11 protein-coding genes are annotated in these 15575 nt (G+C 59.1%); 4 read left to right on the forward strand and 7 right to left on the reverse strand.

Annotation, left to right across the window (positions count from 1 at the left end):
- Positions 1 to 25: 25 nt before the first annotated feature.
- The 4 genes from MRBLMR1_RS00460 to btsR all read left to right on the forward strand — a co-directional run bounded on the left by MRBLMR1_RS00460 (position 26) and on the right by btsR (position 3363).
- Positions 26 to 736: a GntR family transcriptional regulator gene (locus MRBLMR1_RS00460; protein WP_148145172.1), complete on the forward strand. Its 711-nt coding sequence runs from the start codon at positions 26 to 28 to the stop codon at positions 734 to 736.
- Between the two features lie 114 nt (positions 737 to 850).
- Entirely contained in the window at positions 851 to 2368 is a 1518-nt protein-coding gene (locus MRBLMR1_RS00465) for a UxaA family hydrolase (RefSeq protein ID WP_148145171.1), read from the forward strand.
- Positions 2344 to 2637, forward strand: a complete 294-nt coding sequence (locus MRBLMR1_RS00470) for a hypothetical protein (RefSeq protein ID WP_148145170.1) — start codon at positions 2344 to 2346, stop codon at positions 2635 to 2637. Before MRBLMR1_RS00465 ends, MRBLMR1_RS00470 begins: the two co-directional genes overlap by 25 nt.
- A 9-nt stretch (positions 2638 to 2646) precedes the next feature.
- Positions 2647 to 3363 (forward strand): two-component system response regulator BtsR, encoded by a 717-nt coding sequence (gene btsR, locus MRBLMR1_RS00475; protein WP_148145169.1) that lies wholly within the window; start codon positions 2647 to 2649, stop codon positions 3361 to 3363.
- A 110-nt stretch (positions 3364 to 3473) separates the two neighbouring features.
- Here btsR and MRBLMR1_RS00480 read toward each other — a convergent pair whose 3' ends face one another.
- From MRBLMR1_RS00480 to MRBLMR1_RS00510, 7 genes are all read right to left on the reverse strand, one after another.
- Positions 3474 to 5285: a carbon starvation CstA family protein gene (locus tag MRBLMR1_RS00480; RefSeq protein ID WP_148145168.1), complete on the reverse strand. Its 1812-nt coding sequence runs from the start codon at positions 5283 to 5285 to the stop codon at positions 3474 to 3476.
- Positions 5286 to 5459: 174 nt separating this feature from the next.
- Positions 5460 to 7280: a sensor histidine kinase gene (locus MRBLMR1_RS00485; RefSeq protein WP_148145167.1), complete on the reverse strand. Its 1821-nt coding sequence runs from the start codon at positions 7278 to 7280 to the stop codon at positions 5460 to 5462.
- A gap of 373 nt (positions 7281 to 7653) precedes the next feature.
- Positions 7654 to 9099: an NAD(P)(+) transhydrogenase (Re/Si-specific) subunit beta gene (locus MRBLMR1_RS00490; protein WP_148145166.1), complete on the reverse strand. Its 1446-nt coding sequence runs from the start codon at positions 9097 to 9099 to the stop codon at positions 7654 to 7656.
- Positions 9096 to 10694, reverse strand: a complete 1599-nt coding sequence (locus MRBLMR1_RS00495; protein ID WP_500063404.1) for a Re/Si-specific NAD(P)(+) transhydrogenase subunit alpha — start codon at positions 10692 to 10694, stop codon at positions 9096 to 9098. The genes MRBLMR1_RS00490 and MRBLMR1_RS00495 overlap by 4 nt, the downstream gene beginning before the upstream one ends.
- 325 nt (positions 10695 to 11019) lie before the next feature.
- A complete protein-coding gene (locus tag MRBLMR1_RS00500) occupies positions 11020 to 12498 on the reverse strand; it encodes an amidase (RefSeq protein ID WP_148145164.1) in 1479 nt (492 codons plus the stop codon).
- A 150-nt stretch (positions 12499 to 12648) separates the two neighbouring features.
- Positions 12649 to 14349, reverse strand: a complete 1701-nt coding sequence (locus MRBLMR1_RS00505; protein WP_183685287.1) for a Mur ligase — start codon at positions 14347 to 14349, stop codon at positions 12649 to 12651.
- 29 nt (positions 14350 to 14378) lie between these two features.
- Positions 14379 to 15575 (reverse strand): beta-barrel domain-containing protein, encoded by a 1197-nt coding sequence (locus tag MRBLMR1_RS00510; RefSeq protein WP_500063407.1) that lies wholly within the window; start codon positions 15573 to 15575, stop codon positions 14379 to 14381.

Raw genomic sequence — 15575 nt, forward strand, 5'->3', positions numbered from 1 at the left:
TGCAACAAAGAAGATGAGTGACTGAATGGTGGATCGCAGCCGTTCCCGTTTGACGAGCCAGGTGTTCGACAAGATCCGGGAAGATATCGTATGCGGCCGTCTTGCTCCGGACGCCCCCTTGTCCGAGGCAGACCTTTGCCAGCAGCTGGAAGTGAGCCGGACGCCTGTGCGCGAGGCACTTATCAAGCTTGCCGAAGAAGAGCTGGTCGTTATCTATCCGCATTTCGGGACGTTCGTTGCGCCGATTTCGCTCGAAGCCGTCACTGTTGGGCAGTATATTCGCGAGAAGCTGGAATGCGCACTTGTCGAGGATGCGATCAAACGCATGGATGACGATGGGCGCGAACGCATTCGTGCCAACTTGCGAGAGCAGGCTGCAGTGGTCGGAAACGGTGACGCGTTCTACAGGCTCGACAACGTCTTCCATTCCCTCATCGCCGAACTCAGCGGCTATGCGGGTGCGTGGAATGCGATCTTGCGGGCCAAGACACAGCTTGATCGCGTGCGATATCTGACGACGCAGGACAGCGACCGGATGGCCGTCACCCTGATCGAACACCAGATGATCGCAGACGCGATGATTGCAGGTGATGTCGATGTTACGGTGGCCCACATGCGTTCTCACCTTAGAACCGTTTTCGGGCATCTCGACGGCCTCGGGCTGGACGATCCCCGGCCTCGCCTGCCGTCCCGCAAGCGCGGTGGCAGAGGCAATTCGGCAGCACAGGACGCCTGATGCAATCTCAGCCTGAAGGCTGAGGCAGGCGACAATTCAAAGACTTCGATGCATGGCCTGGAGACCGGCCGGCAATGCACCCGGCATGGAAGCCGGATCAGGAGAAAGATAGCTATGATCAAGAACAGCATTTGCCTTCATCCCGCCGACAATATCGAGATCGCATTGCGCGATCTCAAAGCTGGCGACATCCTGACGACAAGCGGTGTCGCGACCGGCCAGGCCATTGCGCGCGGACACAAGATTGCGACCGCTGCAATTCCCGCCGGCGGCAATGTATTGCGCTACGGACAGATCATCGGCCAGGCCAAGGTCGACATCGCCGCCGGCGATCATATTCATGTCCACAATCTGGGTATGGGCGAGCATGCGCAGGATTACGCGTTCGCCAGCGCCAACACGCCTTTGCCGGCTGCCACCGAAGCGCGGACGTTTATGGGTTACAAGCGGGCGGACGGCAAGGTTGGTACCCGCAACTATATCGGTATCCTGACCACGGTTAACTGTTCCGGTTCGGTCGCCCGTTTCATCACGGAAGCGGCCGAGAAATCGGGTTTTCTCGATGCGTTTCCGAATGTCGACGGTATCGTGCCGATCTCGCATGGTACCGGTTGCGGCATGTCGACCGATGGCGAAGGCTATGCCACGCTGTTTCGCACGCTTTCCGGTTATGCGCAGAACCCCAATTTCGGCGGCATCCTTCTCGTCGGTCTCGGCTGTGAAGTGATGCAGATCCCGGATCTGGTCGGTGGCCGTCGCATCCGCCAGGACGGTATGCTGCGCTACATGACGATCCAGCAGGAAGGCGGTACGCGCAAGACGATCGAAAGAGGTTTGGAAGAATTGCGCGGTGTTGCCGAGTTCGCCAATCGCACGACGCGCACGCCTGCTCCGGTTTCGGAAATCACCATCGGCATGCAGTGCGGCGGCTCGGACGGGTATTCCGGCATCACCGCCAACCCGGCGCTCGGTTATGCCTCGGATCTTCTGGTCCGGCATGGCGGTACGACCATTCTTTCCGAGACGTCCGAAGTCTATGGCGCCGAACATCTTCTTACGCGCCGAGCCGAAACGGCGGAGATCGGCAACAAGCTGATCGAGCGGCTGAAGTGGTGGGAAGACTATTGCGCCCGCAACGGCGGTGAGATGGACAACAATCCATCCCCCGGCAACAAGAAGGGCGGGTTGACGACGATCCTTGAAAAATCGCTCGGTGCTGTCGCCAAGGGCGGTACGGCGCCGTTGCTCGGTGTCTACAAGTTCGGCGAGAAGATCGACCGCAAGGGCTTCGTGTTCATGGACAGCCCCGGTTTCGATCCGTGCTCGGTGACCGGACAGGTCGCATCGGGTGCCAACCTGATCGTCTTCACCACCGGTCGCGGTTCGGTTTCCGGCTACAAGCCTACACCCTGCATCAAGATCTCGACCAATTCCGAGATGTATGAGCGGATGAAGGACGACATGGACCTCAACTGCGGCGATATCGTCACGCAGGGGGTGACGATCGAGGAAAAGGGCAAGGAGCTTTTCGAGCTGATCATCCGGGTTGCATCGGGCGAACAGACCAAGAGCGAGGAGCTGGGTTATGGCGGTGCGGAATTCGTGCCGTGGCAGATCGGCGCCGTGATGTAACGGTTTTATCAGGCCGGCAGAGGTGGTGGTTCTCAAAAACAACGCCGCCCGTTGCTACTGGTGAATTGAATGGCTCGGTGTTCATTTCATCGGGCCATTTTCCGTTCCTGCCGACAAGCGGAGGCATGGTGGTTTTTGGACAGGCTTTGGCGGATCGCCGGTCGTTGATCTGCCGCAAGGTTGACATGCTTGCGGCCGATTACGACTTTGCTGCGACATTCCGTACACCGGCGGTGTCAGTTAAGAGCATGTTCTTTCCCGCTGGATGATTTGAGCGCATGAGAGTTCTGATCGTAGACGACGAAACCCTGGCACGCGACGAGCTGAAATCGCTCATCGCGGAAGAGAGCGATATCGAAATCGTCGGCGAATGCGCCAATGCGATCGAAGGGATTGCGGCGATCAACCGGCTGTCGCCGGAGATCATGTTTCTCGACATTCACATGCCGCAGGTCACCGGGCTGGAAATGCTCAGGATGATCGATCCCGAAAGGATGCCGCGTGTCGTGTTTCTCACCGCCTATGAGGAATATGCGGTGCGGGCCTTCGAGGAGAATGCCTTCGATTACCTGTTGAAGCCGATCCAGGAGGAGCGGCTGCAGAAGACGCTGGCGCGTCTTCGCAAGACCACTTCGGACCAGCGGGAAAAGCTGCTCGATGTTGCGCCGCCGCTGCGCCATATCCCGTGCACCGGCCTTAACCGGATACGGCTGATGAAGCTCGAAGAGGTCGAGGCGATTTTCTCAAAGCCCGGCGGTATCTATGTGCTTGGCAATGACGGGCATGAGCATTTCACCGAATTGACCCTTCGGACGCTGGAGGAGCGGACGCGGCTTATCCGCTGTCATCGCCAGTACATGGTCAATCCGGAGCATATCAAGGATATCGCGCTTGGCGAAAACGGCGTTGCCAATATCCTGACCCTTGGTGGGCGCTCCATTCCTGTCAGCCGGCGTTTTCTCGGGCCGCTGAAGGAACAGCTCGGCATCCTCTGACGCTGACGATCCCGATACTTTATATTCTGCACGTCCTAAAAATTCGAACCGGGCGCATGTGGGTCTCACATGCGCCCGGTTCCGGCTCGGGAGGAATTTTGGAGAGCCGTTTATTCGGCCGGTGTACCGAGATATTTCTCGGTTCCACCCGCTCTGTTGGTGCGAAGCATGTCCTTCCACTTGAAGATCGCGGTGACGAGGATGATGACACCCAGCGCCATCATGATCATCGAAAGGACGGCGTTGATGGGGTTGTAGCCCTTGGCTGCTTCGTTGAGATAGACATTGGCGATCATCCAATAGCCTGCATAGTTCACTGTCACGAACAGGTAGGCGAGCGGGATGAGGCAGGTCAGCACATAGATCCGCTTGGCCGAGAGCCGCAGGATGATGGTTGCGCCGATGGTGAGACCCAGCGAGGCCATCATCTGGTTCGACACGCCAAACAGAGCCCATACCGAGTTGATGTCGCCCGAATTGAGGAGATAACCCCAGAGAAGGCAGGCGACGACGCTGGCGAAGATCGAGCCGGGCAACCAGTTGATCTGCTTCATCGGAGCCCAGAGGTCACCGAGAATGTCCTGGATCAGATAGCGGGCAACACGGGTTCCCGAGTCGATCGCGGTCAGGATGAAGACGGCTTCGAACATGATGACGAACTGGAAGAAGTAGGCAGCCAGTGTCTTGAACCAGGGAATGCTGGTGAAAATCTCCGTCATGCCGACGGCGAGCGTCACGGCGCCACCGGTACGGCCGGCGAGGTCCATGCCGATCGACTGTTCGAGGCGAGGCAAGTCCTGAACGGTCATGCCGAGCTTGGCGAAGACTTCCGGCGAGGCATTGATGGCGAAGTAGTCGGCCATCGGAAGTGCTGTTGCGGCGATCAGGGCGAGCACGGCAACCAGGCATTCGACCAGCATCATGCCGAAGGCGACGGGGCGGATGTCGCTCCACTTGTCAACCAGCTTGGGCGTGGTGCCCGAGCCGATGAAGGCGTGGAAGCCCGAGATCGCGCCACATGCAATGGTGATCGAGATGAAGGGCCATACCGGGCCGGCCAGAACCGGGCCGCCGCCATGGATGAATTCGGTCAGGGCCGGCATCTTGATTTCAGGGTTGATGATGACAACACCGACGACGAGAGCGGCGAAGACGCCGATCTTGAGGAAGCTCGAGAGATAACCGCGCGGGGTCAGGAGCAGCCAGACCGGCAGGGCGCTGGCGAGGAAGGCATAGATCGGCAGCATGATGCCGAGCGTATCGTAGTGGAAGGTGAACCACTGGCCGAGTGCCGATTCCTGGACATAGGGGCCGGCGAAGACCGAGGCGAGAATGGCGGCAAGGCCGACATAGGTTGCGATCTTGCCGTTGCCGCCCATCTTCTCATAAAGGCCGACGATCATGGCGATCGGGATGGTCATGAAGACGGCGAACGTGCCCCAGGGGTTCCGTTCCAGCGCATGGACCACGACCATCGAAAGGCCTGCCATGGTGATGGTGATGATGAACAGCATCGCAAGACCGGTGCACCAGCCGGCGACCGGGCCAAGTTCCGCCTTGGCGACTTCCGACAGCGACGAGCCCTTGTGCTTCATCGAGGCGAAAAGCACGACCGTGTCATGCACCGCGCCACCGATGACGCAGCCGACGAGAAGCCAGATCAGGCCGGGCAGGTAACCGTATTGGGCGGCGAGAACCGGGCCGACAAGCGGGCCGGCGGCGGCGATGGCCGCAAAGTGCTGGCCGGCATTCACCCACTTCTTGGTGGGCACGTAATTGCGTCCATCCGCCAGCGAGTGTGATGGAGTGGTTTCGGCGTCGTTGATGCCAAGCACCTTGCGGACAAAGAAGATACCGTAGAAGCGGTAGCAGATGGCAAGGATGCAGGCCGACCCGATGACAATCGATAAAGCATTGCTCATGGTACGTCCTCCGTAAGAATGACGTCACGCTTACACGCGCGTGTAAGAAGCGGGAGTGGGCGTTTCGGCCAGCGGCGCCATCGCGGCGCGAGCGGCGGAGAATGAACCTTAAGCGGTGGAGAGGTTTTTGCTTTTTGAAGGCCGCGGCGCGGGAGACCGTTTCCTGAAGGTCGGCTACTTTGCTGCCGACCACAGGCGAGCGACCTTCAGGCGGCCGCGAAGAGGTGTGCGTGCGGGTATAACGTCATCATGTGAATGATCGTGATGATGGTCATGCCGGCCATCATGGTGGTGGCTATGGTCGTGTACGGGCTCACCCATCGGCACGCGCAGGTTTACGGTAGTGAACACTTCCGGTTCCCATTTCACATCAATGCCATAGGCGTCACCGAAATGCCCCTTGGTGCGGCGGTCGACGATATTCATGCCAAGCCCGCCATCGACGGACGGTTTGCGGACAAACAGGCCGGCATTGTCGGTCACCGAGATCAGCAGATCATCGCCATCCGGATTTGCCGATATCGTGATCCGACCTTCTCCGATCAGCTGTGACGTGCCGTGCTTGATGGCATTTTCCACCAGCGGCTGGAGCGAAAAAGCCGGGAGACGGACCTCTGCCAGGTCGTCCGGAACATCGATCTCGATCTGCAGATGTTCGCGGAAACGCGCCTTTTCGATCTGCAGATAGGCATTCACATGTTCGATCTCGTCAGACAGTGTAACGATGTCGTTCGTCCGCTTCAGGTTCTTGCGGAAGAAGGTTGAAAGGTTCTGCACGAGATTGCGCGCTTCGCCCGGATCGATCCGGATGATGGCCGATAGCGTGTTGAGCGTGTTGAACAGAAAGTGCGGATTGACCTGCGCGTGCAAGAGCTTGATTTCGGATTCGACCAGCATCTGCTTCTGGCGTTCGTAGCGCCCGGCGAGGATCTGGGCAGAGAGCAGGCGCGCGACACCTTCGCCGAGTGAGCGGTTGAAGGTCGAAAACAGTTTGGTCTTCGGTTCATAAAGCTTGATCGTGCCGATGACCGCGTTGTCTTCGCCTTTCAGCGGAATGACGAGTGACGATCCGAGCGGACAATTCGGGTGGATCGAGCACTGATAGCTGACCTCGTCGCCATCGGCATACATGACCTTGTTTTCGGCAATCGCTTCCATGGTTTGGGCGGACGTAATGGCGCGGCCGGGCAGATGGTGATCGGCGCCAATGCCGATGAAGGCCAGGATCTTTTCGCGGTCGGTGATCGCAACCGCGCCGACATTGGCTTCCTCGTAAAGGATGCGGGCGACCTTGGTGCTGTTTTCGGCATTGAAGCCGTTGCGCAAAACGCCTTCGGCGCGTTCTGCGATCTTCAGCGCCTTGCCGGAGAAGACCGTCGAGTGAGTTTCGAAAAGTTTGCGCCGGTCGCCAAGGATGTTCATGAACATCGCGGCACCGATGGTATTTGCCACCGTCATCGGCAAAACGATCGTCTCGACGACATGGGCTGAATCGACAAAGGGTCTGGCGACGATCAGGATGATCGACATCTGGACGATTTCGGCAACAAGCGTGACGCCGGCGATCAGGGGAGGCCAGAAGAGGAGATCGGTCCTTTTGCGGCGCATGAGATAGCTGTGAACCAGCCCGCCAATCAGGCCTTCGGCCGTCGTCGCAATCGCGCAGGCAAGTGCTGTGAAACCGCCGAGCGAATAGCGGTGCATGCCGCCGGTGAGGCCGACTGCAAGACCGACCAACGGGCCGCCTAAAATGCCGCCGAGCACGGCGCCGATCGCGCGCGTATTGGCAATCGCCTCGTCGATATGCAGGCCGAAATAGGTGCCCATGATGCAGAACATCGAGAAGATGACGTAGCAGGCGATCTTGCGCGATGGCCGGACGGTAACCTGCATCAGCGGCAGAAACAGGGGCGTCTTGCTGAACAGGTAGGCGATGACGAGATAGACGCAGGTCTGCTGCAAAAGGCCGATGACAAGGTTCGTCCAGCCGAACATGAAATGTCCTTCGTTCTATCTTCGCCAGTGGATGAGGCGTTCGATCACCGCACCGAGACGATCCATTCCATAAATCGCGACTGCCGCAATAGAAGGCGGCGCGCAACAGCTGCCACGCGCTTCACATTGACGTTTTACACGTTCAAGCGAAGCCGAACCGTCGGTTTCGGTCGAGGCAGTATCATCGGTCGGGGTCAAGCGTAAGCGCATGTGTCCATCACGGCAAGCGGATCGTTTTGATCTGATCCGCCATCAAGGTCACCCGCTGATGGGCCCTGCATTGACCTGTCGCAATACCGGGCTGGCGCATGTTCCCGGTTCTGAATGTTTTGGTCCGGGATCGTCTGTGCGACCCCGAACCTGTTCGGTTGTATTACTTGATCATCGGCAGGAGTTCGGAGACGGATTTCTTCGCGTCGCCATAGAACATCCGTGTGTTCTCCTTGTAGAAGAGCGGGTTCTCGATGCCGGAATAACCGGTGCCCTGGCCACGCTTGGAAACGAAGACCTGCTTGGCCTTCCAGACTTCGAGCACCGGCATGCCGGCGATCGGCGAGTTCGGGTCTTCCTGCGCGGCCGGATTGACGATGTCGTTGGAGCCGATGACGATGACGACATCGGTATTGGGGAAATCGTCGTTGATCTCGTCCATTTCCATGACGATGTCGTAAGGCACCTTGGCTTCTGCGAGCAGCACGTTCATGTGGCCCGGCAGACGACCGGCGACCGGATGGATGGCGAAGCGCACTTCCTTGCCGGCAGCGCGCAGCTTGCGGGTCAGTTCCGAGACTGCCTGCTGTGCCTGCGCCACGGCCATGCCGTAACCGGGAACGATGATGACACTGTCGGCATCGTTCAAGGCATTGGCGACACCTTCGGCATCGATGGCGATCTGCTCGCCCTCGATTTCCATCGCAGGTCCCGTCGTGCCGCCGAAGCCGCCGAGGATGACCGAAACGAAGGAGCGGTTCATCGCCTTGCACATGATGTAGGAGAGGATCGCGCCCGAGGAGCCTACCAGCGCGCCGGTGACGATCAGGAGATCGTTGCCGAGCGTGAAGCCGATGGCGGCAGCCGCCCAGCCGGAATAGCTGTTCAGCATCGAGACGACGACTGGCATATCGGCGCCGCCGATGCCCATGATCAGGTGGTAACCGATGAAGAAGGCGAGAAGCGTCATCAGGATCAGCGTCCAGACGCCCGCGCCGTTGCAATAGGCAAGCAGCAGCAGGAGTGAGAGCGCTGCCGCACCGGCATTGAGGAAATGCCCGCCGGGCAGTTTCTTCGCCTTGCCGTCGACCTTGCCGGCCAGCTTGCCGAAGGCGACGACCGAGCCGGTGAAGGTGACCGCACCGATGAAGACGCCGAGGAAGACCTCGACCTTCATGATGGCCAGTTCAACCGGATCCTTGTGCGCAAGAATGGCGGAAAAGCCTTCGAGCGTTGCACGGGCAGCCTCATCCAGACCACCGACGCGCCATGCCTCGATATGAGCATTGTAGCCGATGAAGACCGCGGCAAGGCCGACGAAGGAGTGAAGCGCTGCGACGAGCTGCGGCATTTCCGTCATCTGCACGCGGCTTGCCACGTAGTAACCGGCGATAGAGCCGGCGGCGACCATGATCACAATGATCAGGCCGATGCCGAAACTGGTGGCGACACCAGGGCCGAAGAAGGTGGCGATGACGGCGAGCGCCATGCCGATGATGCCGTACCAGACGGCGCGTTTGGCGCTTTCCTGGCCGGAAAGGCCGCCAAGCGACAGGATGAAGAGAACCGCAGCAGAGATGTAGGCGGCCGAAACGATACCGATCGTCATGATAATAACCCCCTACGCACGCAAGACTTCTGGAACATGGCGAGCATTCGCCGTGTCACGAGAAAACCGCCGACGATGTTGATCGTCGCGACCAGAACCGACAGGGCGCCGAGGACGACGACCAGCCAGTTGCCCGAGCCGATCTGCAACAGTGCACCCAGGATGACGATGCCGGAAATGGCGTTGGTGACGGCCATCAGCGGCGTATGCAGCGAATGCGAGACGTTCCAGATGACCTGGAAGCCGATGAAGCAGGAGAGCACGAAAACGACGAAATGGCTCATGAAGCTTGCCGGCGCATAGGCACCGACGATCAGCAGCAGCACGGTGGCAACGCCCAGAAGAATGGCCTGGTTCTTGGTCTGCGCCTTGAAGGCTGCGACTTCCTTCGCCCGCTTTTCCTCCGGCGTCAGTTCCTTGGCCTTTTCCTTCGGCTTCTGGGCGGCAATCGCCTGGATCTTCGGCGGTGGCGGCGGGAAGGTGATCTCGCCATCCTTGGTCACTGTCGCGCCGCGGATGACGTCGTCTTCCATGTTGTGAACGACAATACCGTCCTTGGCCGGTGTGAGGTCCGTCATCATGTGGCGGATATTGGTGGAATAGAGCGTCGAGGACTGGGCGGCCATGCGGCTCGGGAAGTCGGTGTAGCCGATCACGGTGACGCCGTTGTCCGAGACGATCTTCTGGTCGGCGACGGTGAGGTCGCAGTTGCCGCCGCGTTCGGCCGCAAGGTCGATGATGACCGAACCCGGCTTCATCAAGGCCACCATGTCGGCAGTCCAGAGCTTCGGCGCATCACGGCCGGGGATCAGCGCCGTGGTGATGACGATGTCGATCTCAGGCGCCAGTTCGCGGAATTTTTCCAGCTGCTTTTCGCGAAATTCCGGAGACGAAGGAGCGGCATAACCGCCGGTGGCGGCACCATCCTGCTGGCTTTCCTTGAAGTCGAGGAAGACGAACTGCGCGCCCATGGATTCGATCTGCTCGGCGACTTCCGGGCGAACATCGAAGGCATAAGTGATGGCGCCGAGCGAGGTGGCGGTACCGATGGCGGCCAGACCTGCAACACCTGCACCGATAACCAGAACCTTGGCCGGCGGCACCTTGCCTGCAGCCGTGACCTGGCCGGTGAAGAAGCGGCCGAAATTGTTGCCGGCTTCGATGACGGCGCGATAACCGGCGATGTTTGCCATCGACGAGAGAGCATCCATCTTCTGGGCGCGCGAGATGCGCGGCACCATATCCATGGCGATGACGTTTGCGCCCTTGGCCTTGGCCTGTTCGAGCAGGTCCTTGTTCTGGGCCGGGTAGAAGAAGGAGATCAGCGTCTTTTCCGGGCCAAGCTTGTCGACTTCAGCGATTTCCGGCGGACGCACCTTGGCGATCACGTCGGAGGCTTCGATCAGCGCGTCCGGCGTATCGACCACCGTCACGCCGGCGGCGCGATAAGCTTCGTCCGAAAAGCCTGCAGCCTTGCCTGCACCGGTTTCGATCACGCAGTCATAGCCAAGCTTCTGCAAGGCCAGCGCACTGTCCGGCGTCATCGCCACACGCGCCTCGCGGTCCGCGCGCTCTTTAAGAACCCCTATCTTCAATAGTCCCGTCCCCAATTCGTTTTCATCGTGGCCAAGCCGGCAAGTGACCGGCATTCCTGCCGTAAACTGTTACGACAAGGATTTCCGAGCGGAAAGGCAGGGAATGGTACTTGGCGGTACGGTAAGCGCAAGTGGAATACTGCGGGAAGTCGTCTTTTTCTCCCGCATTCCTTGTTTAGTCTTCTGTTTAGCCGCGGCATTACGCGGTTTGATGGCACAATCGGCCTGTCGCCAGCGACGATAGGTCGCTAGCCGGTATTGAATGAGCAATCTCCTTTCGCAGCCTCGCCGGCAAGGCATTTCGCGCTCGCGTTGAGCAAGCCGATCAGGCTAACGCGGTTACGTGAACTTTGGGCAAGTCGCCAAGATTCCACTTTCCCTCAATCGCGCGTTCGATCTGGGCCGCAAGCTGCAGCAGCAGACCATCGCGGCCAAGGCCGGTCTGGATCTGCATGCCGAGCGGCAGGCCATTGGCGTGGCGGGCAAGCGGCAGGCTAAGGCCTGGCGTGCCGCAAAGATTGCTGAACGGGGTATAGGCGAAGAAGCCCCAGAGATTGAAAAACCAGTCGAGGGCAGAGGGATTGTCAGTCATCGTCAGATATTGGGTCGTGCCGATCGGCGGTGTTTCCCGCGCCGTGATCGGCGTCAGCACGATGTCCCATTTCTCGTAGAATTCACCGAAGGCGCGGGCGGTTTCGTTGAAGGCGAGCTGCATGTCTGCGCGCTCCGTATAGGTCGCGTCCTTGCCCTGTTCCCAGATGCGGATGTTCATCGGTTCGATGAGATCGCCGGGTGGTCGTTCTAGGCCTCGCATGCGCAGAAGATTGTTCACCGTCTGGGCAAAGTTGGTGATGTAGCAAGCCGTCTGTGCCGTATAGGCTTTCTCGAAGTCTATCGAGGGTTTGACCCATTCGACATGATGGCCGAGGCTTTCGAGGAAACGGGCCACACGCTCCAGTTCCGAGACGATATGCGGCGATGAATTATACGGCCCCCATTCATGGGAGACTGCGATGCGCAGCGGCTTTGGATCACGCTCGATCAGGCTGAGAAAGGATACTTCGGGAGACCAGTAGGGCATGAATTCGCCCGGTGCACCGCCGCGGCAATTGTCGACAAAGGCGGCTGTGTCGCGCACCGTTCGCGTGATGCAGCCCTGTGTCGAGACGACCGAGGTGAAGTCTGAAGCCGCAGGAGCGATGGAAAAGGTGCCGCGGGAGGATTTCAGCCCGATGCCGCCGTTAACGCCTGCCGGAATGCGGATCGAGCCCCCGCCGTCTGTCGCATGGGCAAGCGGCACAACACCGGCGCCGACCATGACGGCGGAGCCGGCCGAAGAGCCGCAACTGGTGAAATCCGTATTCCAGGGGTTGCGGGTAACATAAAGCGCCGGATTTTCCGCCGAGCTGCAGCAGCCGAATTCAGGTGTTGTGGTGCGGCCGATGATGTTGAGACCCGCGGCCTTCATTTTCGTGGTGAGGAAAGTGTCGGAAGTCGGGCGATTGCCCTTCATGTATAGCGAACCCTGCTCCTGCAGCCGGCCGGCAAGTGTCGGGCCTAGATCTTTCAGGAGGAAGGGCAGGCCTGCAAATGCACCTTCGGGATTTGCGCCGTTGACCGTGGCGTCGGAAACAGCATCCTCGAAGATCTCGACCACGCCGCAGATCTGCGGATTGACCGCCTTGATCGCCGTTGCTGCCTGTGTTGCGAGTTCGGATGCGGTGACCTCTCCATGTCTTACCAGTTCCGCAAGGCCAAGCCCGTCTTTGCCGAACCATTCAGCCCAGCTCATCACCATCGTCATCTGCATTCCCCAATGTTTTCGTTCTAGCGAAATTCTGTTTTGAAAAAGCCAAGGCGGAGCGGCCCGGTCACGTAGTGCAGGGGCTCAGATAATCACGCCTGATGCGGAGTGTCTCAGGAAATCTGCTGCGGTGCGCGAAAAGGGTAAGCGCTAACGCTCGCTTCTGCCGGAGACGTTTTGGGACGCGTCTTCCCGCAATTCCTGCTCATGCAGGTAGCGGAGATAGGCGATATATCCCGACAGATAATGCTCGACATCGTCGATCCGCACCCGGAATGCGTGGTGGCGGATGAAGAAGGATCCGAGAACCTTTCTCGGGTTGCGCATGAACATTGCCATCTCGGGCCAGAAATGCCCGTTGAGCATGTAATGCGCCCGTTTTTCCAGCGCGCGTTCGAAGCGGCCGGGATCTATGCGGTTCAGGAGATCAGGAAAACGCCCGTCGATTTTCAACCGTGTCAAAACTTGCCGCGTCGCCATCATCAATTCGAGCAATGTCGGGAATGTCGTGATCCTGTTAGCGACGAAATCGAGATGATCGGCAATGTTGTCTATGGCGAAGCGGTAATAGTCCTCTTCCGGGCGATGTCGTGTCAGCTCATTGGCGCAGTAGGCGAGCCAGTGGTCGTGATGGCGTGCATGGTTGTTGCGAATGAAATGCCCGAAGGCGAGTTCGACAGTCCTTAGCCAGCGATCATCGCGAAGCTGGTCGTAGAGCCGCATCAGGGCGAAGACGGCCTCTCCTTCGTAATAGATGGTGCGGAATTCCTGCCGGGTTTCGAGGCTGGGAAAAGTCAGGACGTGGCGGAAAGCGCCGGTTTTTTCGTCCTGCATGAAGCAGATGCCGGAGGCAAGTCTCTCCATCAGTTCGTCATGACGGTCGTCGTTAAAGACGCTGGCATATTTGGCAAGCGCCAGGATCGCGACGGCATTGCCGCCGAGCTTGATCTCGTTGTCGGCTTCGACGAGGAAGGCGGCGATCCGGCCGTTGGGCAAAAGCGCATGGACGATGAGATCGCGCGTCATGCAGGAAATCGACTGGCTGATCGCCTCGCGCAGGAGCGGCGTGCAGGTCAGTTCGTACGCTTCGATCATTGCATAAGTCGTGCTGGCATGGCGAAGCGTGTTGTAGGTGCCGATCTCCCTGTCGAAACAGGGGTGATAACCGTAAACGAAACGGCCGTCGGGGCTGACCTGGCGGGCGAGGAATTCTGAGGCGTCGTAGATCAGCGATGTGACCTGTCCGACGTCCAGCTTGTCGATGATCCTGCGTCCGGCATTGAGTCCAGAGGGATGAAGCGGGTAGACCGTCGTTCCGTCGAAAAACGCGCCTGTGCTGGCGAAGGGATAGATCACTCGATCATCTGCAAAGTCCGGCGGTAGGTGATCAGGGAAACGAGAGCTGAAATAAAGAAGAAAGTTCTTTTCGTTCAGGTCGGCTGAGACATTGCGGTTGCCGCCATAGAGCATCGCGTTGGCGTTCAGTTCCTGTTCCTGAAAGGCGGTCTCGAACCGGTCGTCCAGTGAAATGCCGAGGCGGAAGTAATTGCGTTTTGTGTCGCTCAGCACGTCACGGAGTTCGGCCCAAGTAGAGGCTTCCAGGGCGGTTGGCCAATCGACCCGCAACCACCGATGCCGGCCGGATTGGCGGCGTTGAATGGTTAGAACGGCCTCCATGCCCGTCTGCCAGGCCTGATCAAAAGACGAACCGCGTGCAATGCTGACGCTCGCCCTTTCCTCACCGTCGGAACAGGAAAAGAACAGCACATAGGCCGGATAGGGCGCGGGCAAGGGATGGCATGCGGATCGTACATGGTCCTGCAGCAGGGTCATATCCGGTGGCGTCGTCATGCAGTCCTCCTTGCACCAGCGCCGTTTTCCTAGCGTTCGCGCATCGCCTCTTTGGCCTTGTTGAAGGGCTTAAGCAGATAATCCATCACGCTCTTCTGGCCGGTATGGATGTCGACTGTGGCGACCATGCCCGGAGAGATAGGGAATATTTTCCCGGCATGATTTTCCAGCGCGTCCTTTTCCGTCTTCACGAAGACGCGGTAATAATAGACCTCAGGATCCACTTCGTCCTGGATCGTGTCGGGCGAGATGGTGACGACCTTGCCGTCGAGTCCGCCATAGATGGCGTAGTCATAGGCGGTGATCTTCACCGTGGCGCGTTGATCGGGATGGATGAAGGCGATGTCGCGCGGCAGGATGCGTGCCTCGATCATCAGCTGGTCGCCAAGCGGGATGATATCCATCAGCTTGCCGTTCGGGGGCACGACGCCGCCGATGGTGGAGACCTCGATATTCTTGACGATGCCGCGCACCGGTGAGCGAAGAGTGAGGCGGGCGAGGCTGTCCGAACGGCCCTTGATGATGGAAAAGAGCGAGTTGACTTCGGCATTTGCCTTGGCCAGTTGCTCGCGAGCTTCGACGACATACTGGGTGCTGGTCTCGACCTTTTTCAGCTCCAGTTCCGCCCGTTCGCGTTTCAGGCGGATGATCTCGACGCTGCTGGCTGCACCGATCTTCGACAGGTCTTCATTGACCGCGAGTTCCTGACGGGAGAGCGCCAGCGATTCATCGATCCATTGCAGCGTCTCTTTGAGATTGTGCTGGCGGGCTTCATAGAGCCTGGTCTCCGAGGTGACCAGCTCGGGATAACCGGTAAGTTCATCCGGAAAGGTGAGGGGGGTCTGGTTGACTTCCGCCGTCAGCCTGGCCGAACTCGCCAATGCAGCCCGGTATGTGGCAGCGGATTCTCCGACGCCGGATTCGGTGATGGTCGGATCGAACTGGGCAATCAGCTGTCCGCGTTCGACGACCTGGTTTTCCTGAACCATCAGTTTCGAGACGATACCGCCTTCCAGCGACTGAATGACCTGTTCTTTGCTGATCGGTACGACCTTGCCGTCACCGGTCGAGACCTCGTCGAGAATGGCGAAGTGCGCCCATATGAGAACGACGACGATAAGGAGGGCCATGACCTTGATGACGGTCTTTGCTCCGGACAGCCGTACCTCGTCCTCGCCGCCATATTGCCAGCTCTCTTCGACGAGGCGGGGGAATGACATGGCCAT

The organism is Neorhizobium sp. LMR1-1-1.1 (assembly GCF_040675795.1).
Classification (GTDB): Bacteria; Pseudomonadota; Alphaproteobacteria; order Rhizobiales; family Rhizobiaceae; genus Neorhizobium; species Neorhizobium cellulosilyticum.

Bases quoted from the DNA above. Each gene is read 5' to 3' on its own strand.
- MRBLMR1_RS00460 (WP_148145172.1), top strand. From the start codon at position 26: ATGGTGGATCGCAGCCGTTCCCGTTTGACGAGCCAGGTGTTCGACAAG.
- MRBLMR1_RS00465 (WP_148145171.1), top strand. From the start codon at position 851: ATGATCAAGAACAGCATTTGCCTTCATCCCGCCGACAATATCGAGATC.
- btsR (WP_148145169.1), top strand. From the start codon at position 2,647: ATGAGAGTTCTGATCGTAGACGACGAAACCCTGGCACGCGACGAGCTG.
- MRBLMR1_RS00480 (WP_148145168.1), bottom strand. From the start codon at position 5,285: ATGAGCAATGCTTTATCGATTGTCATCGGGTCGGCCTGCATCCTTGCC.
- MRBLMR1_RS00485 (WP_148145167.1), bottom strand. From the start codon at position 7,280: ATGTTCGGCTGGACGAACCTTGTCATCGGCCTTTTGCAGCAGACCTGC.
- MRBLMR1_RS00490 (WP_148145166.1), bottom strand. From the start codon at position 9,099: ATGACGATCGGTATCGTTTCGGCCGCCTACATCTCTGCTGCGGTTCTC.
- MRBLMR1_RS00500 (WP_148145164.1), bottom strand. From the start codon at position 12,498: ATGACGATGGTGATGAGCTGGGCTGAATGGTTCGGCAAAGACGGGCTT.
- MRBLMR1_RS00505 (WP_183685287.1), bottom strand. From the start codon at position 14,349: ATGACGACGCCACCGGATATGACCCTGCTGCAGGACCATGTACGATCC.
- MRBLMR1_RS00510 (WP_500063407.1), bottom strand. From the start codon at position 15,575: ATGGCCATGTCATTCCCCCGCCTCGTCGAAGAGAGCTGGCAATATGGC.